Origin of the sequence: Hyphomicrobium sp. (assembly GCF_019744875.1) — a bacterium.
Taxonomy (GTDB): Bacteria; Pseudomonadota; Alphaproteobacteria; order Rhizobiales; family Hyphomicrobiaceae; genus Hyphomicrobium_C.
The window spans coordinates 66894-86648 of record NZ_JAIETU010000003.1 but is presented as its reverse complement, the minus strand read 5'-3'; the positions used below and the strand labels follow the sequence as shown (position 1 = coordinate 86648).

Here is a 19755-nt window from a genome sequence, read left to right as displayed (position 1 = left end):
TTTCTATGTGGCAGTTGTTCGCCTTCGCGCGCACGCGCGCGTTTGAGCCTAGGGCTTCTTGACGGGGCGCGTGCGCGGCGGCTCCGTCGCGCTCGGCGACAGCTCTTTTTCGAGATCGAAGTCGGGGCACTTCTTTTCCGCCAGCCGTTGGTTGTAGGCGTGCAGAATGGCGACGTCGCGCGCGTAGCGTCCGTCCGGATCGGAGCCCTCGCCTGAGCCGCCCCACATCGGCTTGGTCGCGGTCTGCAGTGAGCGCGCGAGCTGCGAGGTTTGGGAGCGCGTCTGGAAATCGCGGATCTGCACGATGCGGACCGCCATGCGGCCGGTGAGTTTCTTGCAGCTCAGCTCCTGCTCGTCCTTCGTCAGTTGATAAGACGACGGAGAGGGCAGCCGAGACACGGTTTCGGCTGCGTGGGCCGACGTCGAGGCGGTTTCAACGACAGGTGCCATCGCGGGCGCGACGGGAGGCGCAATAGGGCCGCCCGCGAAATCGGCGCTCTGGGAGGCGCACGCCGTCAATCCGAGCGTGGCAAGCGCCACGAACCTCGGCAGCACGAACCTTGGCAATTTGGCCGTCGAAATCATTCCGCACCGATGATGGCGTTGAGGCCCAGGAAACCCCGTTCGAAGCCTCGCCGCAGCGACTCGCATAATTTCCTCCAAAATCGCGGCGTGAGGAAGGCTTTACGGCACGGTTGACCCCAGTCCGCTGGCCGGGCTACGCCTCGTTCCCACAGGGCCATCGAGCCCTTCAAAGTTCGGACGTTATGAGGTTTGGTCGAATGATCGGTATTGTGCGTGGGCTGGGTCTTGCGGGTGCAATTGTGGCTCTGGCGGGCGCATTTGCCGCGGGCGCGAACGCTGAGGAGGGGCTGCCCAAGAGCCTCGCCTGCTCTTTTACCTCCGGCACGTCGTGGAGCTACGAAGCGGGCGATTTCAAATCCAAGACGCCGACTGCGCTCTCATTCACGATCGACAAGATCGATCTCGAAGGGCAGGCCGCGGTTCTCAATGCGAACGCGGAAGGGACGGGAGCCAAGCTCAGCGTCGTGCGGGCCATCAACGCCAACCACTTTCTCGAAGCGGTCAACGAAGGCTTCCTGAACCTCACGACCGTCTATGACAAGGACGCATCCAACGGCAAATATCCGGCCGTCCACTCGCGCCATTTCGGCCTGCTCGGCCAACCCGTGTTCAGCCAGTACACGGGGTTCTGCACAGCTCAGTGAGGCGCGCCCGTGCGCTTCGGCGCCCGGCACGCTAGACATCCGGCTAGTCCTGCTGCCCCTTGCGGAAGCCACATCCATGAGCCTCAGCATCGTCAAGCTTTGCGTCGGCGTCGCCACCATCGAAGAGCTGGCGGCGTGGCAGGACGATTTCGCCAAGATGCAAAAGACGCGCGGGGAGCCGCCTCGCATTTTCCACGCGACGCTGCAGACGCCGAAGCGGCAGGCGGAGCTGCTCGAGGGCGGCTCGCTCTATTGGGTCATCAAGGGCGTCATCCAGGTGCGCCAGCGCCTCGTCGCCTTCGAGGATGGCCTTAAGGACGATGGCTCGCCGTGCTGCCACATCGTGCTCGATCGCACGCTGGTGCCGGTGCGTCCGGTGCCGCGCCGCGCATTCCAGGGCTGGCGCTATCTCTCCGGCGACGACGTGCCGGCTGACCTCGGTGTTGGCGCGCGCGGCGATGGAGCGGCGTCGATCCCGCCCGAGATGCGCCGCGCCCTCATCGAGCTTGGTTTGATCTGACGGGCTTGGTTTGATTTGACGATCTTGGGGATTGCATGAAACGTCCGCCTCTGACGCGCATCGTTCGGGACCTGCCCAGGCTCGTGCCGTTTGTCGGGCCGGAAGCGCAGGAGCGCGCGCGCGGCAAGCCGTTCAAGCTGCGGCTCGGTGCCAACGAAAGCGTGTTCGGGCCGAGCCCGCGTGCCTTGCGCGCGATGGCGGATGCGGCTTCGGAAAACTGGAAATACTCGGATCCGGAAAGCCATGACCTGCGCGCTGCGATCGCGCGTCATCACGGTGTCGCGCTCGACAACGTGGTGGTCGGCGAAGGCATCGACGGGCTGCTCGGGCTCGCCATCAAGATCGCCTCCGAGCCGGGGTCGGTGGTGGTCACGTCAAACGGGGCCTATCCGACTTTCAACTTTCATGTGGCGGCGCAGGGGGCGGAGCTCGTCAAGGTGCCGTTCCGTGATGACCGGGAGGATCTCGAAGAGCTGCTGGCGGCGGTCATCTCGCGGCGCGCGGGCGTGCTCTACGTGTCCAACCCCGACAACCCCATGGGCTCGTGGTGGGACGCGGCCGCGCTCGACCGGCTGATCGAGGCGCTGCCGGACGGGGTGCTGTTGCTGCTCGATGAGGCCTATTGCGATACCGCGCCGGCCGGGGCCGTGCCCGCCATCGATGTGGGCAACGCGCAAGTGCTGCGGCTCAGGACGTTCTCGAAAGCGTACGGCCTCGCTGGTGCGCGGATCGGCTATGCGCTGGGGCACGCGGACCTGATCCAACACTTCGAAAAAGTGAGAAATCATTACGGCATCAATCGCGTGGGACAGGTTGGCGCGCTTGAAGCGCTGCTGGATCAAGCCTATCTGCGGGAGGCTGTCGGCCGGATCGCGGCATCGCGCGAGACCATCGCGCGGATCGCTTCGGACGCCGGTTTGCGGCCGCTGCCGTCGGCTGCGAATTTCGTGACGATCGACTGCGGCGCGGACGGTGCGTTTGCCGCGGCTGTGCTGAATGAGCTGCTGGCGCGCGATGTGTTTGCACGCAAACCGGCCGTTACTCCGCTCGACCGCTGCATTCGGATTTCGTGCGGTTGCGAAGAGGATATGACCGTCCTCGCGGACGTGCTGCCGCGCGTCGTTCAAGATGTCCGGGCGCGTGGATTGCAAAAAAATATTTGAACCAAATCACGTCGAACCGACTCATTTCCGGGGTATTATCGAGAAAATGGCCGGCGCGAGGCGACCACTCGAATTCCGGTAGCAACCGAAAGGGGAGATTGATGCAGAAAGCCGCATGGTGCACTTGCCTCGCTCTGGGACTGGCCGTCGCGACGACGTCCGTGCCTGCTGCTAGCGCCGATCTCGCGGGATCGTGGAAGGGCGGCGGCACGGTGAAGTTCAGCTCCGGCGCGACCGAGCAGGCCCATTGCCGGGCCACGTTCAGCCCGAGCGGAAAGACGGCCTATGACGTGAGCGCAACGTGCGCGACGTCGTCGGGCACCGTATCGCAGACCGCGCATGTGCGCGGATCCGGCAGCAGCTATCGCGGCACGTTCTACAATCCCGAGTTCGACGCAACCGGGAAGATCACGATCGCCGTCAGCGGGCGCAGCCAGGTCGTGCGCTTGAACAGCACCAAGGGTTCGGCTGTCATTCGTCTGTCGCGCTGATCGGGCCAGCGCTCACGGCCAGCGGCGGAGCTGCGTGCTCTTGAACACCCATTCCGGTGTTACGAATTGCTCGCCAGTCGGCACCGCGTACCAGGGCGAGCCATCGTTTGAATTCGGATTCTTGAGAACGTGCATGTCCTGCGCGGGCATGTAGCTCTGCAGCAGCAGGAAGCGCTTTTCACCGGTCGTCTTGTTTTCCGCCATGTCGGCTACGAGCACCGCGTGGCCGGGGAAGCCGCCCTTGATGAACACGTCGCCGATGGCGACGTCTTTCGGGGCGACCGGCTTCAGCTCGCGTTCGAGCGAGTACGTGCCGGCATACGCGAACACGAGATCCATGTATTTGCGGAAGCTGGCGTGGTCGCGGCCTTTGGTGGCGGAGAAGCGGCGGCGTTTGCCGTCCGTGTCGTTGAAGGCGATCTCCTTGTCGCGGCTCTGGCTGTAGAGCCATTCGGCGCGCAGCCGCATGACGGCGTCGGCGCATTGCTGCAGGTCGCGTTTGCCCACGTCGATGTCGACGACCGCCACGTGCACGTCCTGGCGCCATTTGGGCTTGCCCGTGAAGGTCAGGACGGGAGCGTTTTCGGCCCGCATCGGAAGGCCGCGCAGCCAGGCGGCAAAGCTTTCCTCAGGCGCATCGACGCGTTCGAAGCCTGCCGGCGGGGCGATGCGCGAGGACAGCGTGGCCGCGGTTTGCGGGGCGTCTGGCAGCCAGCCGTAGGGCACGCGCGCGTGCGCCGTGTCGGCGAGGAGCAGAGTTGCAATCATAAGGGGGAGAGCGAGGCGCATGACGCCTCGGTCGCATGGAATCGTGGCGGAGCGAGGACGAGGCACCGCCTTTGCGGCGCCTCGCCGTTTCACTGCAACGCGAGTTCACCGCGATACGAGTTCACCGGTCACTTCGCGCACTGAGATTTGACGTAGGCGAGCAGGTTGGCGCGGTCGGTCTCGTCCTTGACGCCGGCGGGGAAGATCATCTTCGTGCCGGGCACCAATTTCTTGTTGTTCTCGACCCAGCTCAGAAAGTGTTCGTCGTCCCAGGTATCGAAGCCGGCGTGCTTAAGCCCTTCCGAGTAGTTGAACCCATCGACGGAGGCGACCTTGCGGCCGATCACGCAGGTCAGCTCGGGGCCGAGCGCGTTCTTGGCTGTAGGGCCAACCTGATGACAGGCCGCGCATTTCTTGAAAACCGAGGCGCCCGCTTCGACGTCCTGGGCCGCCGCCGCATAGGGCAGCGCGACCGTGAGTGCCGCCGCCATCGTCCATTTCCACATTTCGAGAGCTCCGCTGTTCGTTGTTTCGCCGACCAAGTCACTACCTAGGTATAATCCGGTCAGTATTCTGAATCCAGGAAACAGCAGGTATCGCGGGGCTTGCTCACAGCCCGCGAGGGATTTGTCATAGTTAACCGCACGCTAACGGAGCATCTGTAGCATCGGGAGATTCCGTCGGCCCGGTCGCTCGGTCCGGCGCGGTTCAGCGGGCGCCCAGACGCGCCCAAGCGCAGCCAGGCGTTGCGAGGCGCACATGCGGTCGGCGATCGGATTTCTGTCTTTTCTGGCGTTCGGGTTTCTGGCTGCCGGTGTGCTGACCGTGATTGGATCCGGGCAGGGGCCGGACCTCTCGCTCGACGCCGTGCTCAGCCGCGAAATGATCGGCGAAAGCTCGGGCATTCACCTCGGCTCGCTGATGATCGGCCTCGTGCTCGGGCTCGTGCTCTCCGCGCTCGCACGCGTGTCGTGGTCGGAGCTGCCGCGCCGCTTCGTCGACTGGCTGTTTCGCTACGAGCGCAGTTTCTACCGGGTGGCGCTGGCGGGCATCCTGGTCGGCATTCTGGTCTTCTACTAGAGCGCGTTTTTCGGCGCGGCCCGAGGCACAAAGAAAGAAGGCCCGGCATTGCTGCCGGGCCTCTTTGTTTGGACCGTTGATCCGGGATCAGGGTCCGGTAGTCCCCCAGGCGAATTCCGACGCTCGGGACCCTGAGGCCCCGAGCATTTGAGGTCTTAGACCGAGTAGTACATGTCGTACTCGACCGGATGCGGGGTCATCTCGTAGCGCATGTTTTCGCCCATGCGCAGCTCGATGTAGGCATCGATCATGTCGTCGTTCATCACGCCGCCTGCCTTGAGGAAGGCGCGATCCTTGTCGAGAGCGGCCAGCGCTTCGCGCAGGCTGCCGGCGACGGTCGGGATCTTCGACAGCTCTGCCGGCGGCAGGTCGTAGAGGTTCTTGTCCATCGGGTCGCCCGGATGGATCTTGTTCTGGATGCCGTCGAGGCCGGCCATGAGCATGGCAGCGAAGGCGAGGTAGGGGTTCGCGCCGGGATCCGGGAAGCGGATCTCGATGCGCTTGGCCTTCGGGCTGGTGACGACGGGGATGCGGCACGACGCCGAGCGGTTGCGCGCCGAGTAGGCGAGCAGCACAGGGGCTTCGTAGCCGGGCACCAGGCGCTTGTAGGAGTTCGTCAGCGGGTTCGTGAAGGCGTTGATGGCCTTCGCGTGCTTCAGGATGCCGCCGATGTAGAACAGGCACATATCCGACAGGTCGGCGTACTTGTTGCCCGCGAACATAGGCTCGCTGCCCTTCCAGATCGACTGGTGGACGTGCATGCCCGATCCGTTGTCGCCGAACACCGGCTTCGGCATGAAGGTCGCCGTCTTGCCGTAGGCCTGCGAGACCTGGTGGACCACATACTTATAGATCTGCATGTGGTCGGCCATCGTGATCATGGGGCCGAACTTCACGCCGAGCTCGTGCTGGGCGGAGGCGACCTCGTGATGGTGCTTTTCGACGGAGACGCCCATCTCGGTGAGCACCGACAGCATCTCGGAGCGGATGTCCTGGCAGCTGTCGATCGGGGGAACCGGGAAGTAGCCGCCCTTGGTGCGCGGACGGTGGGCGAGGTTGCCCATCTCGTACTCGGTGGCCGAGTTGGTGGGCAGCTCCGAGCTGTCGACCTTGAAGCCGACGTTGTAGGAATCGGTCGAGAACTTGACGTCGTCGAAGATGAAGAACTCGGCTTCGGGGCCGAAGTAGATTTTGTCGCCGATGCCGAGCGACATCATGTAAGCCTCGGCCTTCTTGGCGATGCTGCGCGGATCGCGCTCGTAGGGCTGGCCGGTCAGCGGCTCGATGACGTCGCAGAAAATCGCGACCGTCGTCTGCGCGAAGAACGGATCGACGTGGGCCGAAGCCGGATCGGGCTTCAGGAACATGTCGGAAGATTCGATGCCCTTCCAGCCGGCGATGGACGAGCCGTCGAAGGCGTAGCCTTCGAACATGGCCTCGTCGACGCAGCTCACGTCTGCGGTGACGTGCTGCATCTTGCCTTTGGTGTCCGTGAAGCGAAGATCGACGAACTTCACGTCCTTGTCCTTGATCAACTTCAGGACGTCACTGACCGTTTTCATAAACACTCCCCATTGATGTTCTGATGCGTGAGACGAGACGCGATCAGATCGCTTCCGCTCCGGTTTCGCCCGTGCGAATGCGGATCGCTTCCTCGATAGTGGAAATAAAAATCTTGCCGTCGCCGATACGACCCGTCTTGGCGGCCTTTTGAATGGCCTCGACGGCTTTTTCAAGCATCTCGTCGCCCAGAACCACCTCGATTTTCACCTTCGGCAGAAAGTCGACGACATACTCGGCGCCGCGATACAGCTCCGTGTGGCCCTTTTGGCGTCCGAAACCCTTCGCCTCGATCACAGTGATGCCCTGGAGCCCGATTTCCTGCAGGGCTTCCTTCACCTCGTCGAGCTTGAAGGGCTTAATAATGGCCTCGATTTTCTTCATGCGCCCTTGTCCTCCGATCGTCCCGCGCAAAACCAGATGCGCCGGACCGGCGATCGGGTAGCACGGGATATGCCAACTCGTGGGCCATTCATTAACACGTTAGGCGTCAGTGCGTTAGGCCGCTCCTGCCTTTCTGATAGGCAGATCCAGTCGCCAATCGAGCCTAATTTGCGAGCAATCTGCTCTAAAAATGAGCAGATTGGGCTTGCGGGCCCGGAGCCTCCGCGAGGCGTGGTCTTCGGGATGCATCGCCTCTACGCTTGCGGCAGAAAAAGACATGGGTTGGAAAGTCGGGAGCGGACACTTGGGGATCGAGACGAACGCATGGCGGGGCGGGCCTGAGCTGCTGACGCCGCGCGAGATGGGGCGGGCCGACCAGCTCGCCGTTGCGGCCGGCATGACGAGCCTCAACCTGATGGAGCAGGCGGGGATTGCGGTCGCGGATGCGGCGCGCCGTCTCGTGCCGCCGGGCGCGCGTGTGGCGGTGCTGTGCGGGCCCGGCAACAACGGCGGCGACGGCTTCGTTGCCGCGCGCCATCTCAAGCGTGCCAGCTACGATGTGCGTCTCTATCTGCTCGGCGACCGGGCGGCGCTGATGGGCGATGCGCGCGAGATGGCGCGGCGCTTCGACGGGCCGGTGCGGTCGCTCGATCCATTCCAGCTCGACAGCCTGCATCTTGTGATCGACGCGCTGTTCGGGGCGGGCCTGTCGCGCCCGCTCGAGGGTGTAGCGGCCGAGGTCATCGCGGCGGTCGCGGACCATGGCACGCCGGTGCTGGCAGTCGATGTGCCGAGCGGTCTCGACGGCGAGACCGGACTTCCCAATGGCCCCGTGCTGCGGGCGACGGAGACCGTGACGTTCTTCCGGCTCAAGCCGGGGCATGTGTTGCTGCCCGGCCGTGAGCTGTGCGGGGCCCTTCGGGTGGCCGATATCGGCATTCCGTCGAGCGTGCTCCGTGAGATCGGCGTCAAGACGTTCTCGAATGGACCGGCGTTCTGGGGCGCTTCGTTTCCGCGGCCCGCGAGCGAGGGGCACAAGTATTCGCGCGGGCATGCTGTGGCCGTCTCGGGGCCGGCGCATGCGACGGGCGCAGCACGGCTGGGCGCACGCGCGGCGCTACGGGCGGGCGCGGGGCTCGTCACCGTCGCCAGTCCGCTCGATGCGGTGGCCGTCAATGCGCATCATCTGACGTGCATCATGCTGCGCCCCTTCGAGGCGCCCGAAGGATTGAGCGAGCTGCTCTCGGACGAGCGCAAGAATGCGGTGCTGCTCGGGCCGGGGCTCGGGGTCGGCGAGGCGACGTGCCGGCTCGTGGAAGCCGCACTGAAATCGCGCGCGGGCGTCGTGCTCGATGCGGATGCGATCACATCGTTCGCGGGCGACCTGCCGCGGCTCAAGGCGGGCATTGCCGCGCGGCATCATCCCGTCGTGCTCACGCCGCACGATGGCGAATATGCGCGCCTGTTTGGCGACGTTACGGGCACGCGCCTGGTGCGGGCGCGGCGCGCTGCTGCCGAAAGCGGGGCCGTGGTCGTGCTCAAGGGCGCGGACACCGTCGTGGCCGAGCCGGGCGGGCGAGCCTCCATCAATGCGAATGCTCCGCCGTGGCTGGCGACGGCCGGATCGGGCGACGTGCTGGCGGGCATCATCGCGGGGTTGATCGCGCAAGGCATGAAGCCGTTCGAAGCGGCTTCGGCGGCGGTGTGGCTGCATGGGGCGGCGGCGGCCGATTTCGGGCCGGGACTGATCGCGGAAGATCTGCCGGAGCGTCTCCCGGCGGTGCTCGCGCATCTGATCGGACAGCTTCCGGGATGAGGCTGCGTTACGTCTCGTCATCCAGACGGAGCGTGCGGCCCGTGTCGCGCATGGCGCGGTCGGCAGCGAGGAAGGCTTCGACCTCCGCCGTCGGAGCCGGACTTGCCTGCGCGACGCCGATGGTGTCCATCAGATCCGCGACCGGGACGTAGCGGCGCGCCGAGCGATCGTAGATCGCGCCCTTGAAGATCGCGCGCGCCGCGATCTGGCCGTCGCGCTCGCCGCCCGCGAACACGAACGTCTGCTCGATGATGACCGCGTTCTCGAACCAGGCCAGCGTGCGCGTTTCCAGCCGGTAGCGCTCGAACACGCGCAGCTCGCGCCGGAAGCGGACGATGGCGGCGTTGGCGACCGGCGTCCACTTGTTGCGCCAGACGGCGCGGCCGATGCCGCTGCGAATCAGAAGGTCGATGCGGCCGAGATCCATGATCGCCAGATAGCGGCCGTTGTTCATGTGCAGGCTGGGATCGAGATCGTTGGGAAGAACGCGAAAGGTGAGGACGGACGTCTGATCGGGGAGGACCAGCGCAGGGCGGAACGGCGCCGTGATCAAGAGCCAGAAAAGACGCAGCCAGAGGTTCATCGGCAGTCTCCGTCGTTCCGGTCCGGGCGGGGCTAAGAGGCATGAGTATCGTGCCCCAGCCACAATCGGCGATTATTGACCGATAAGCCGGATTCGGGACAAGATTCACGCGTGCTGCCAGTCTACCATGGCCCGGATTTCGGGAATCACCCCAGAGGATCGATGATCCGCCCTAAGCCCCTCGTTCGTGCCTTGCTGTCCGTGGCGCTCATTGCCGCGGCGGCGCAGCCGTTGTGCGCGGCGCCTGAAGGGGCCGCGCGCCCGGCCGAGACGGCGGCGAGTGCGCTCGTGCGCGGTGAGGTCGAGCAGGCGGCGCTGAACTATACCGAAGCGCTCAAAGATACGTCGCTGCCCAACGACCGGCGGGCGGCGATCCTCAACGATCGCGGCGTGGCCAACATCAAGCTCGGCCACACGCGCCAGGCATTCGAGGATTTCAATCTTTCGGCGCAGCTCTTTCCCGAATTCGCCGCCGTCTACAACAATCGCGGCAATCTGCTGCTCTCGCTCGGTCTGGCCAAGGAAGCGGTGAAGGATTTCGATCGCTCGATCGTGCTCGCGCCTGGTTATGCGGCGGCCTACAACAACAGGGCTGGGGCCTATGTGCGCCTCGCGCAGATCGACGACGCTATTGCCGACTACACGAAGGCCATCCAGCTCATGCCGTCGAGCCCGGCGCCGCTGAGCGGTCGCGGTCTTGCGCACCTCACTCTGCATCGCCCGCACGCTGCGATCCGCGACTTCACGCGGGCGGTGAAAGCGGACGCGCGGTTTGCGGCCGGATATCGCAACCGGGCCGAAGCGAAACTCGACGTCGAGCATTATGACGAGGCCATCGAGGACCTCTCGCGCGCCATCGCGTTCGACGTCAATCAGGCGGACAGCTACGTTCTGCGCGGCAAGGCTTACCTAGCGACGCGCAAGACCGAGTCCGCCATCAAGGACTTCACCAAGGCGACCGAGGTCGATCCGAAGAGCGCGCTGGCGTTCGCGGAGCGCGGGTTCGCATACGCCGTAGTGGCTGCCTATGATCAGGCGTTCGGCGATCTCAACAAGGCCATCGATCTCGAGCCGCGCTCCGGGCTTGCGTTCGCCTATCGCGCCTATGCCTACAAGCAGAGCGACCAGATCGATGTGGCGTTGCGCGACATCGAGGTGGCGCAGAAACTCAATCCCACCTCGGCCGAAGTGTATTGGGTCAAGGCCGAAATCGAGGAAGCGCAAGGGCAGCGCGAGCCCGCTCTCGCCGATCTCAGGAAGGCGCTCGAACTCAGGCCGGGCTATCGCGATGCTGCGGATTCGCTGCAGCGCCTCGGCGGCGTCGCCGCGCACGCACAGGACGTGGTGCTGGCGGGCGCGGGTGTCGATGCCTGGCAAGTGGTCGAAAAGGGCGATCGTTACGTTGCGCTCAACGACCAGTATCCACGCGTGACCATTCCGCTCGAAATGCTCGGCAAGGGCCAGCCCAAGCTGCTCGCGTGGGAGCTCAAGGAGATGCCGTATCGCGGCATCGGGCTGTTGCGGTTCCAAGCCGGCACGCTCACGACGAAGCGCGGAGACGAAGACCTCGAGCTGGTCGCCGTCGTTGATGTGGATATGGGAGTCGTGATTGCCATCGAGCCGCATCGGCAGGGCGAGAAGGTCGCGACGTGGACGTGGGACGCCAACAAGGTGACGGTCGCCACCGCCGACGGCGTGACGGACGAGTTCGAGCTTCGCGTCGGGCGGCCGGATGTCGCCGGAACCGGCATGGGCGAGCGGCGCTACACCAGCACGTCGCAGGCGGGCGAGGCATGGGCGCCATGGGATTCGCCGTTCGGCGGATCCTTCGAGCAGGGACCGAAGCAGAAGGTCCAGGTCAAGAAGAAGAAGTCGAAGACGATCTTCGACCTGCTGTTCAACTAGCGGCTTTCCTCGCTCGACGGGATTCCATGGTGATGCCCCGGGCCGCGGTGATCCGGACGCCGTCGCGCAGCGTTTCTGTTCGGTAAGCCCCAAGATTGCCGCGAGCCAAGACGTGTCCGACACTGCCATTTCCGACGCTCCCATCATCGTCTGGTTCCGCCGCGATCTCAGACTTTCCGATCATCCGGCGCTGAGCGCGGCTGTCGCGAACGGGTCGGCGGTCGTGCCGTGCTTCATTTTTGATGAAGCAGCGGCCGGGGCGTGGCGCGCGGGCGGGGCGTCGCGGTGGTGGCTGCACGGAAGCCTCGATGCGCTGGGCCGCGCCATCGCGGAGAAGGGCGGACATCTGATCCTGCGTCGCGGCGACACGGCCAAGGAGCTGATTGCGTTGGCCGCCAAGACAGGCGCGAAGGCCGTGTATGCATCGCGCGCGTTCGAGCCGTGGGCGTCGCGGCAGGAACACGACGTGCGCAACGCGCTCTCCGAGGAAGGGATCGAATTCAAGCGCTTCGGCGGCACGCTGCTGCATGATCCCGATCAGCTCAAAACGCAGGCGGACACTCCCTTCAAAGTCTACACGCCGTTCTGGCGCGCGCTGTCGCAGCGGGTGACGGTCGGCCGTGTGCGGGCTGCGCCTGCGAAGCTCGTGATGCCCGCCAAAGCGCCGAAGTCGGTGCCGCTCGCGTCGTGGGGGCTGCTGCCGGCGAAGCCCGATTGGGCGGCGGGGTTTCGCGACGCGTGGGTGCCGGGCGAAGAGGGCGCGCAGGATCGCCTGACGGAGTTTCTCGACGAGGCGCTTGCCGGCTATAAAGACATGCGCAACCGCCCTGACCGGATCGGCACGTCGCGGCTTTCTCCGCATCTCGCGTTCGGCGAAATCAGCCCGCGGCAATGCTGGAGCGCGGCGGAGGCCGCAAGCGCGCATCAGGGACGGTCCTCCGATGAGGGGCGCGAGACCTTTCTCAAGGAGCTCGCCTGGCGGGAGTTCTCAGCGCACCTGCTGCATCATTTTCCGACGCTGCCCGACGAGCCGTTTCGCGAGGAGTTCGCGGCGTTCCCCTGGAAGCGCGATGCGGCGGGCCTCAAGGCCTGGCAGAAGGGGCTGACGGGCTATCCGATCGTGGACGCGGGCATGCGGGAGCTTTGGGCGACCGGGTGGATGCACAATCGCGTGCGTATGATCGTGGCGTCGTTCCTGATCAAGGATCTGCTGGTGCCGTGGGCCGAGGGCGAGGCGTGGTTCTGGGACACGCTGGTCGATGCGGATCTCGCGAACAATTCGGCGAGCTGGCAATGGGTCGCCGGATCGGGTGCGGACGCGGCACCCTATTTTCGCATCTTCAATCCCGTGACGCAGGGCAAGACGTTCGATCCCGAAGGCGTGTATGTGCGGCGCTGGGTGCCGGAGATCGCCGCGCTCGGAGACGACGCGATCCATGCGCCGTGGGAGGCCCCGGCCGGCATTCTGAAAGCCGCCGGCGTGCAGCTCGGCACGACGTATCCCTTGCCGATCGTCGACCACGGCGAGGCGCGCCGGGCGGCGCTTGCGGCGCTGGAGCGCGTGAAGGCGTGCCGGTAAGGCGGCCGTCTGAGTGTCCCCCGGGCGTTCACCATATCCGCAGCATTTGGGCCCCTAAGGAGTCTTAACGCTCGTTAGGGCAACGATATTCTAACAGAATTGCGCTTAGCTGGCGGTCGGCGCCGCCTGCGGCCCCTCTTTGTTTGTTCGGAGTAAGAAGAGACATGCGCCCCCTATGGCTCGCGATTGCGCTCGCAATCGCGTCGATGCTCGCGCCCGCCGCCGCCTCGGCCAACGTTCAAGCCCGCATCAGCAAAAGCACGCAGACGATGGATGTGTATGTCCACGGCGCGCACTATGCGAGCTGGCCCGTTTCGACGGGCCGTGGAAAGTACGCCACGCCGTCCGGCACGTTCCGTCCGCGCCGCCTCGAGCGCCGCTGGTACTCGACGAAGTACAGCGGTGCGCCGATGCACTACGCCGTGTTCTACAGCGGCGGCTACGCCATCCATTCCACCGCCGAGGTGAGCCGGCTCGGCCGTCCCGCCTCCCACGGCTGCGTGCGCCTCGCGCCGAGCCATGCGGCACAGTTCTTCTCGCTCGTGAAATCGCATGGCGCGGGCCGCACGGTGATTTCGATCGGCCGTTGAGGCCCATTCGCGGGCTGGCTCGCGAATGCGCACGATCTGTTTTGCACTAGGGGCCCAGAGCATTTCGAGAGCGTTCTGAGAGCGTTCGGAAAGCGCTCGTACTGGGCTCGCGTCGTTGAGTTGCGTTGGAGAGTTGTGATGAGGATTTTCGGGGTCGTGGGCGCTCTCGTGCTGGCGGGCGTTCCGTTGGTGCCGTCGCTGGCGCAGACAGCGGGCGATGCCGCGCCGCCGACCGTGACGATCATCAACAAGGCCGCGCAGGCCGCGCCCGAAAGCGCGCTGCCGGAGCTCAAGATTTCGCCGGTGGCTGAACCGGCACCCAGTGCGCCGCCCTTCGCTGCCGACAACACAAAGGCTGCGACGCCCGCAAGCAACGCCGCTCCTGCGGCACCCGTTGCTGCGAACGCAGCAGACGGCGCGATGCCGCCATCCGCCCAGCCCGCGGCTGAGCCTTCCGCCGCGGCGGCCGAGCCTCCGCCCGAGCCGACGCTCACGATCAACATTGATCTCGCAAGCCAGTCGATGACCGTGTCCGAGTACGGCGAGCAGCTTTATTCGTGGGTCGTTTCGACGGCCGCCTACGGCTATCGGACGCCGACCGGAACGTTCAAGCCGACCTGGATGTCCAAGATGTGGTACTCGCGCCAGTACGACAACGCGCCCATGCCGCATGCGGTCTTCTTCCATCAGGGCGTGGCGATCCACGCGACGTATGCCACGCGCTCGCTCGGCCGGCCGGCGTCGCACGGTTGCGTGCGGCTCGCGCCCAAGAACGCGGCCACGCTCTACAAGCTCGTCAGCAGCCACGGCAAGGAGCGGACGCAGATCGTCGTGCACGGGCGGCCCGATCATTCATCCGAGAGGATTGCGTCGAACGATCGCTACGGGCGGATCCGGCGCGGGACCGTACAGCGCTACCTGCCGCCGAGCGCCTACGTGCAGCGCGGCTACAACGCCTACCCGGTCTATGCGAATGGCGGACGCCAGCGGGGCTACTATCAGCAGCAGCCGCGCCGCTATCCGCCGCGCGGCTTGTACAACAGCTATTCCTACGGATACGGGTTCTAGGCGTCGCTTCGCCTAGAACGGGTTCCACGTCGGCTTGGGCGAAAAGCGCACGTAGCCGATGCTGGCTCCGAGACGCAGGCCGATGCCGGAGCGGATGGGCGCCATCGTCACGGGTCCGCCCTTGAGCAGCGTCATGCCGACGCCGCCGACGAGATACGCCGAGCCGTCGACGCCCGTGTAGCGGCGGAACAGGTTGGCCGGATCGTCGAGGCCGTAGATCAGGAACAGCGTGCGCGAGCCTTCGGCGCCCAAGTCGTAGCCGATCGAAGGGCCGTGCCAGTAGACCTTCTGGCTGCCGCCCGAGCGCACGTAGAGTGTGCCTTCGCCGTAGCGCAAGCCGGCCAGGAAGGCGCCGCCGCCCTCATTACCGAGCACATACGCCGTCGGGCGTCCGCCCTTCTGGAACGCGTGCTCGATGACGCTCGCGAGCGAGGTCGAAACGGTGCCGAAGAAGCCACGCGTGGCTTCGCGAATTTCGTCGATGGTGTAGCCGCCGCCTTCGGCGTCGAAGGTCGGGCCGTCCGGCGGGAGCGCGCCTTCTTCGCCGGCGGGAGGGGGCAGCGAATAGGGGGCGCCCGGCGGCGGCACGTCGTAGTTCGGCGGGGCGCTCGGAGGCGCATGATGCGGCATCGGCGGAGGCGGGATGACGGCCTGGGCGGTGGTGGTGCTCCAGCTCGACGTATCCTCGCGCGCGTCGTCTTTTGTTTTAGGCGCGGGGGCCGTGTGCTCGTGCGGCGGCGGGGTCTCGGCTGCGCGGGCAGGCGGGGTCGGGGTCGCGTCAGGTTTTGATGCCGGAGGCGCTTCTGATTTCGGCGCCGGAGCGGCGTCTGTCTTTTGCGCTGGAGGCGCGTCGGCCTTCGGTGCCGGAGCGGCAGGCGCAGATGCGTTAGGTGCGGGCGTCTCAGCCTTCTTCGGCGGATCCGTTTTCTTCTGCGGATCGGCCCGGCGCAGGGGCGACAGCGCGTCCTCGTTGGGTGGCACCATCGTCTCGCCAGGAGGCGACGTGTACGAGCGCGGCAGGGGCGGTTCGGCAGGCGTCGTCGTTTCGACCTTCGCGACGTCGGTCCGTTTCAGGGTCGGCGTCGAGGCGATCTCGCTGTCGATCCTGGAAATGAGATAGGCCGACTTCGCCCGCATCACTGACATCAGCTCGCTCGAGGCGGCTTTCAGCTCCGAAAGATTGGCGCAGCTCAGGTTGGCGCTGGGATCGGCCGGCTCAGGGCTGCCGAGGGTGTCGATCTTGCTCAGGAGCTCGCCCGCCTGAGCATCGAAGGCATCGAGCTTCTTGTCGTGCACGAGGGCGAGGCCCTGGGCTTCGAAATCGGGGTCCTGCCACTGCTTGTGGTCGCGCAGGGCCTGCAGCTTCTGCTTGAGCAGGGGCTGGGTGTCGGCGCTGAACTTGCGCAGCTCCGCGGCCGAAACGTCGACAGCGTCTCCGAAGCTTTCCGCGGTGCAGGTTTCGGCAATGGCGGCCGCCGGCGCCAGGGCAAGGGCCAGCGCGAGGCCCACGCCGATGCGGCCTAGTGTTTTTCTCATGCTCATCAAAACTCTCTCGCGCCAAGATTAGGCGTTTTTAGGGAGCTTACCGACGAAGCCGAGCAGGCGGGACCCCTTTTTTCGGGGGCACCCGCCCAAAGGCGCAAAACCGGAAGAATCAGGCTCTGCGAGCCGCTACGGCGACGGTACTGTCCGTACAACGCTCGAAAGCGGGCGTTCGCTCCCTGCGCTCGGCAGGCCCTTCACGTCCTTTTCGATCATGGCGTCATACTCGGCCAGGGTCTTGAGCTCGTCCTTGGCCTTCATGTGGACGACCTTGTAGCCGCCGGTTTTGAGGGCCGCCAGGAGCGCGGGCATGGCGGCTGCCGTGTGGGGCTGGATGTCGTGCATCAGGAGCACGCCCTTGCCCTTCTTGTCGAGCCGCGCCATCGTCGATTTCACGAGCTGATCGGCGGTCTGGCGCTTGAAGTCGAAGCTGTCGACGTCGGTCGAGAACATGGCGATGTTGCGGCTCTGCAGATAGGCGAGCGTGGTCGCGGAATCCCGCAGGTAGGGATAGCGGAAGAACGGCGAGATCGGCCCGCCGACAGCGCGGCGAACGCCGCTGACGCCCTTCTCGATCTCGTCCTTGGCTTCCTGATCGGACTTCTTGCGCATGTCCTGATGCGACCAGGTGTGGGTGCCGACGGTGTGGCCGCGGTGGGCGACGTCGCGGATGATCTCGGGCAGGCCGAGCGCCATCTTGCCGAGGCTGAAGAAAATTGCCTTCGTGCACTGCGCGTCGAGCGCGTCGAGGATGGCCTTGGTGGTTCTCACCTGCGGGCCGTCGTCGAACGTCAGGACGACTTCCTTCTCCTGCAGAAAATCATAGGCCTTGTAGTGCTCGAAGCCGAAGCCCGGGCCGCCCTTGGTGTCGATCTCGACCGTGCGCGCGACGCCGAGGGCATCGGGATTGGAGCAGGTCGACTTGGGCGGCGTGGGAAGAGCCGAGGTCTCGGTGGCGGCAGCGGCTGCGGCCGGTTTTGCGGGCGGCGGGGCAGCCTTCGGTGTGTCGGCCGCGTGAGCGGTGGCGCTGGCAAACATCACGAGCAGGGCAGACAGCGTTTGACGCATTCGTTTTCCTCCCGATTCCTCGCACGCTTTTAGCAATTAAATCCGGCGCGGGGGAGGCCCCGAGCCTTTATCAGGGGATATTCCACATGGGGCGGCCGGCTGTGTTCAGCCGGGGCGCCTGCTCGCGAGCCTCGCTTCGAAGCGGGCCACGTCGACGATGAGCCGTGTGTGGAGCGCTTCGCCGATTGGACCAGCCGTATCGCGCGCCGCAATCGAGAAGGTCAGCTTGCGCCCGTCGACGGCCGTCAGGGTCGCTTCGGCGGTGACGTCGAGACCGGGCGGGGTTGCGGCCGTGTGCTTGACGTCGAGGTGGACGCCGACGGTTGCTTCTCCGGGCTTCAGATGGCGTTCGGCGCAATCGACGGCCGCCTGCTCCATCAGCGCGACCATGGCGGGCGTCGCGTAGACGGCAATGGATCCGCTGCCGAGCACGGGCGCCGTCAGCGCCTCGCTCACGTTTGTCGCGGCGCGGCCCACGAGACCAGGACGGAGCGTCCCCTCGGTAGAGTTGTCGGGCGGGGTCATCGTCTCTCCTGTCGGTGCGTGATGTCTTTTTTCGTGAGTTGCCGCCGCGTGTCACCCCCGGAACAGCGAGGCATCGCGCGGCCGCTTAAGTTTGGCGCATCAGATCACATGAAGGCCCATTCGAGGGCCATTCCAATGGAGGCACTCATGACCCGCTCGATCCTGCGCACGACTGCCTACGCTGCTCTCGTGGCCTCGGCTGCTCTCGCGACCGCTTCCGGCGCGTTCGCTGGCGGCGGCGGCAAGGAATACTTCCAGGAAACCTATCGCTTCGACAAGCCGATGAACGGCTACCAGGGATTTTCCGGCGCCTATCACTGCTCCTACGTGAAGACGCCGAAGAACGTCTGCGATGCCGCTGGCCGCTGCAAGCGCGTCTGGGAGCTGCTCCAGACCTGCCAGTAAGCCGCTTCTAACGTCCCCGTTCCTCCTCCCCCCAACTAAAGACTTCGGCCCCGGCGCGCTTACGCCCCGGGGCCGTTTTTTGTGTTCGAGCTTCGGAGTGCCGCGACTGCTGCGTCAGCGCGCGACGCGCAGTTCCACCCGGCGATCGAGCTGGTAGAGCGCTTCACCCGAAAAGCGCTCGCGGTCCACGCCCGTGAAGGGCTCGGACTTGCCTTTCGGCGTCAGTTTCAGCTCGCCCGAGTAGCCGCCGTTCTTCAACAGGTCGGAGACGGCCGCAAGGCGATCGCGCGAGAGATCCATGTTGTATTCCGTCGTGCCGCGCTCGTCGGCGTGGCCGGTGAGCTCGACAGCCGAAAGACGCTTCAGCGTCAGATACTCGAGCAGCAGGTTGGCGGCGTGCTTGCCGTCCGGCGTCAACGTCGCCTCGTTGTAGACGAACATGATCGGCACCGGGATTGCTTCCGTCTTGCCGGGTTCTGAGCCAGGTGCGGGGGAGGCCTGCGCCGTGGTGTTTGCCGCCGTGTCGCTCTCGCGGGTGTTCGAGGTTGCGGACGCGGATGACCCCGCTGAGGTTCCGGCGTTGGCGGTTGCGCGCTCGGTCGAGCTGCTCGAGCTTTCAGCGCCTTGGGCCGGCGCGGCCGCCTGCTGCTGCGGGTTCGTTTGCGTTGCGGCGTCGGGCGTGGTCGCGCTCTCGGCCTTCGCGGTTTCTTCCGGCTTTGCCTGTTGGTCGTGCTCGGGTTTGGCCTGTTGCTCGCTCTTGGCCTCTTCGCGGGCCTTGGCGACGAGGTCTTCGAACTTCTTCATGACGTCGTTGGCGACGACGGCGGCGGAGCGCTGGGCAGGCTCGGCGGCTTTTTCCGCAACCTTCGGTGCTTCGGCTGCAGGCGGCGGGGCGGGTGGCGTGGCGGATGCTTCGAAGGTGAGCTTTGGATCGGCGCTTGCAAAACGATGCTCGGTCGACAGGCTCCACTCGCCGTTTTCGTCCGCTTTGACGGTGCCGGCAGGTTTGCCGTCTTCGAGAACGGTCACGTAGGCGTCAGGCTCGGTGCGTCCCGCGAACACGGACGGGCCGTCCGGGGAAATGCGGGAAATGTCGAGGGCGACGCTGCCTTGCTTCGGGGCGTCGGCTTCCTGGGCGGGGCTCAGCGCGGCCGTCGTTTCCTCGATGGCGCTCGCGGCCTTCTTCGTGTCCGCCGATTTGCCGGTCTCAGTTGTGGATTGCGATGTAGAGGTGCCGGCCGCGGGCGTCTCTTGCTTGCCCGGCTGAGCGCCCGGCGCAGGCGGCGCTTCTGCCGTCTGCTGCTGCCAAGGCCACGTAATGCCGAGGGTGTCGGCCGCCAAAATGGCCGCGATCCCAAGCCATGCGATCAGAAACAGGATCAACCCGCCGCGCCGGAGCATGTCTACCTCGAATGTGTCCGGAAACCTGAGCCATTACGATGGTCCAAGACGGGCGACATATCAAGGCAGGTCACGGCC

Annotated in this window: 21 protein-coding genes; 11 read left to right on the top strand and 10 right to left on the bottom strand. The window is 65.6% G+C overall.

What is annotated here, in order from left to right:
* Positions 1-48: 48 nt before the first annotated feature.
* Positions 49-585, bottom strand: a complete 537-nt coding sequence (locus K2Y42_RS07285; RefSeq protein ID WP_291150519.1) for a hypothetical protein — start codon at positions 583-585, stop codon at positions 49-51.
* Positions 586-782: 197 nt separating this feature from the next.
* On the opposite strand from K2Y42_RS07285, the gene K2Y42_RS07280 reads away from it, so the two are divergent.
* The 4 genes from K2Y42_RS07280 to K2Y42_RS07265 all read left to right on the top strand — a co-directional run bounded on the left by K2Y42_RS07280 (position 783) and on the right by K2Y42_RS07265 (position 3403).
* Positions 783-1229, top strand: a complete 447-nt coding sequence (locus tag K2Y42_RS07280; RefSeq protein WP_291150516.1) for a hypothetical protein — start codon at positions 783-785, stop codon at positions 1227-1229.
* A 76-nt stretch (positions 1230-1305) separates the two neighbouring features.
* The gene (locus K2Y42_RS07275; RefSeq protein WP_291150514.1) at positions 1306-1749 is read left to right on the top strand and encodes a DUF1489 domain-containing protein; all 444 of its coding nucleotides are present in this window, start codon (positions 1306-1308) and stop codon (positions 1747-1749) included.
* Positions 1750-1784: 35 nt separating this feature from the next.
* Entirely contained in the window at positions 1785-2912 is a 1128-nt protein-coding gene (locus K2Y42_RS07270) for a pyridoxal phosphate-dependent aminotransferase (RefSeq protein WP_291150512.1), read from the top strand.
* 101 nt (positions 2913-3013) lie between these two features.
* Positions 3014-3403: a hypothetical protein gene (locus tag K2Y42_RS07265; protein WP_291150509.1), complete on the top strand. Its 390-nt coding sequence runs from the start codon at positions 3014-3016 to the stop codon at positions 3401-3403.
* Positions 3404-3415: 12 nt separating this feature from the next.
* On the opposite strand, the gene K2Y42_RS07260 is transcribed toward K2Y42_RS07265, so the two are convergent.
* A complete protein-coding gene (locus K2Y42_RS07260; RefSeq protein ID WP_291150507.1) occupies positions 3416-4192 on the bottom strand; it encodes a DUF4846 domain-containing protein in 777 nt (258 codons plus the stop codon).
* A 107-nt stretch (positions 4193-4299) separates the two neighbouring features.
* Complete coding sequence (locus tag K2Y42_RS07255; protein ID WP_366512360.1) at positions 4300-4662, bottom strand: cytochrome c family protein; 363 nt, start codon at positions 4660-4662, stop codon at positions 4300-4302.
* Between the two features lie 268 nt (positions 4663-4930).
* Between K2Y42_RS07255 and K2Y42_RS07250 the strand changes: the two genes are divergently transcribed.
* Complete coding sequence (locus K2Y42_RS07250; protein ID WP_291150502.1) at positions 4931-5251, top strand: hypothetical protein; 321 nt, start codon at positions 4931-4933, stop codon at positions 5249-5251.
* 155 nt (positions 5252-5406) lie between these two features.
* Here K2Y42_RS07250 and glnA read toward each other — a convergent pair whose 3' ends face one another.
* Both glnA and K2Y42_RS07240 read right to left on the bottom strand, forming a co-directional pair.
* Positions 5407-6813 (bottom strand): type I glutamate--ammonia ligase, encoded by a 1407-nt coding sequence (gene glnA / locus K2Y42_RS07245; protein WP_291150499.1) that lies wholly within the window; start codon positions 6811-6813, stop codon positions 5407-5409.
* A 43-nt stretch (positions 6814-6856) separates the two neighbouring features.
* The gene (locus tag K2Y42_RS07240) at positions 6857-7195 is read right to left on the bottom strand and encodes a P-II family nitrogen regulator (protein WP_291150496.1); all 339 of its coding nucleotides are present in this window, start codon (positions 7193-7195) and stop codon (positions 6857-6859) included.
* A gap of 304 nt (positions 7196-7499) precedes the next feature.
* On the opposite strand from K2Y42_RS07240, the gene K2Y42_RS07235 reads away from it, so the two are divergent.
* Positions 7500-9011 (top strand): NAD(P)H-hydrate dehydratase, encoded by a 1512-nt coding sequence (locus K2Y42_RS07235; protein WP_291150493.1) that lies wholly within the window; start codon positions 7500-7502, stop codon positions 9009-9011.
* Between the two features lie 7 nt (positions 9012-9018).
* Here K2Y42_RS07235 and K2Y42_RS07230 read toward each other — a convergent pair whose 3' ends face one another.
* Positions 9019-9594 (bottom strand): thioesterase family protein, encoded by a 576-nt coding sequence (locus tag K2Y42_RS07230; protein ID WP_291150491.1) that lies wholly within the window; start codon positions 9592-9594, stop codon positions 9019-9021.
* Between the two features lie 162 nt (positions 9595-9756).
* On the opposite strand from K2Y42_RS07230, the gene K2Y42_RS07225 reads away from it, so the two are divergent.
* From K2Y42_RS07225 to K2Y42_RS07210, 4 genes are all read left to right on the top strand, one after another.
* Positions 9757-11499 carry a tetratricopeptide repeat protein gene (locus tag K2Y42_RS07225; protein ID WP_291150487.1) on the top strand — a complete coding sequence of 581 codons (1743 nt, stop codon included), beginning with the start codon at positions 9757-9759 and terminating at the stop codon, positions 11497-11499.
* 112 nt (positions 11500-11611) lie between these two features.
* A complete protein-coding gene (locus K2Y42_RS07220; RefSeq protein ID WP_291150484.1) occupies positions 11612-13078 on the top strand; it encodes a deoxyribodipyrimidine photo-lyase in 1467 nt (488 codons plus the stop codon).
* A 164-nt stretch (positions 13079-13242) separates the two neighbouring features.
* Entirely contained in the window at positions 13243-13668 is a 426-nt protein-coding gene (locus tag K2Y42_RS07215) for a L,D-transpeptidase (RefSeq protein WP_291150482.1), read from the top strand.
* Between the two features lie 138 nt (positions 13669-13806).
* A complete protein-coding gene (locus tag K2Y42_RS07210) occupies positions 13807-14736 on the top strand; it encodes a L,D-transpeptidase (RefSeq protein ID WP_291150480.1) in 930 nt (309 codons plus the stop codon).
* A 12-nt stretch (positions 14737-14748) separates the two neighbouring features.
* On the opposite strand, the gene K2Y42_RS07205 is transcribed toward K2Y42_RS07210, so the two are convergent.
* The 3 genes from K2Y42_RS07205 to K2Y42_RS07195 form a co-directional block, all read right to left on the bottom strand.
* Positions 14749-16272, bottom strand: a complete 1524-nt coding sequence (locus tag K2Y42_RS07205; RefSeq protein WP_291150478.1) for an EipA family protein — start codon at positions 16270-16272, stop codon at positions 14749-14751.
* Between the two features lie 135 nt (positions 16273-16407).
* The gene (locus K2Y42_RS07200; RefSeq protein ID WP_291150476.1) at positions 16408-17346 is read right to left on the bottom strand and encodes a polysaccharide deacetylase family protein; all 939 of its coding nucleotides are present in this window, start codon (positions 17344-17346) and stop codon (positions 16408-16410) included.
* Between the two features lie 105 nt (positions 17347-17451).
* A complete protein-coding gene (locus K2Y42_RS07195; protein WP_291150474.1) occupies positions 17452-17871 on the bottom strand; it encodes a thioesterase family protein in 420 nt (139 codons plus the stop codon).
* Positions 17872-18018: 147 nt separating this feature from the next.
* Between K2Y42_RS07195 and K2Y42_RS07190 the strand changes: the two genes are divergently transcribed.
* Positions 18019-18276 (top strand): hypothetical protein, encoded by a 258-nt coding sequence (locus K2Y42_RS07190; protein ID WP_291150472.1) that lies wholly within the window; start codon positions 18019-18021, stop codon positions 18274-18276.
* Between the two features lie 114 nt (positions 18277-18390).
* Here the strand turns inward: K2Y42_RS07190 and K2Y42_RS07185 are convergent, their stop codons facing one another.
* A complete protein-coding gene (locus K2Y42_RS07185; protein WP_291150471.1) occupies positions 18391-19677 on the bottom strand; it encodes an OmpA family protein in 1287 nt (428 codons plus the stop codon).
* Positions 19678-19755 lie beyond the last annotated feature (78 nt).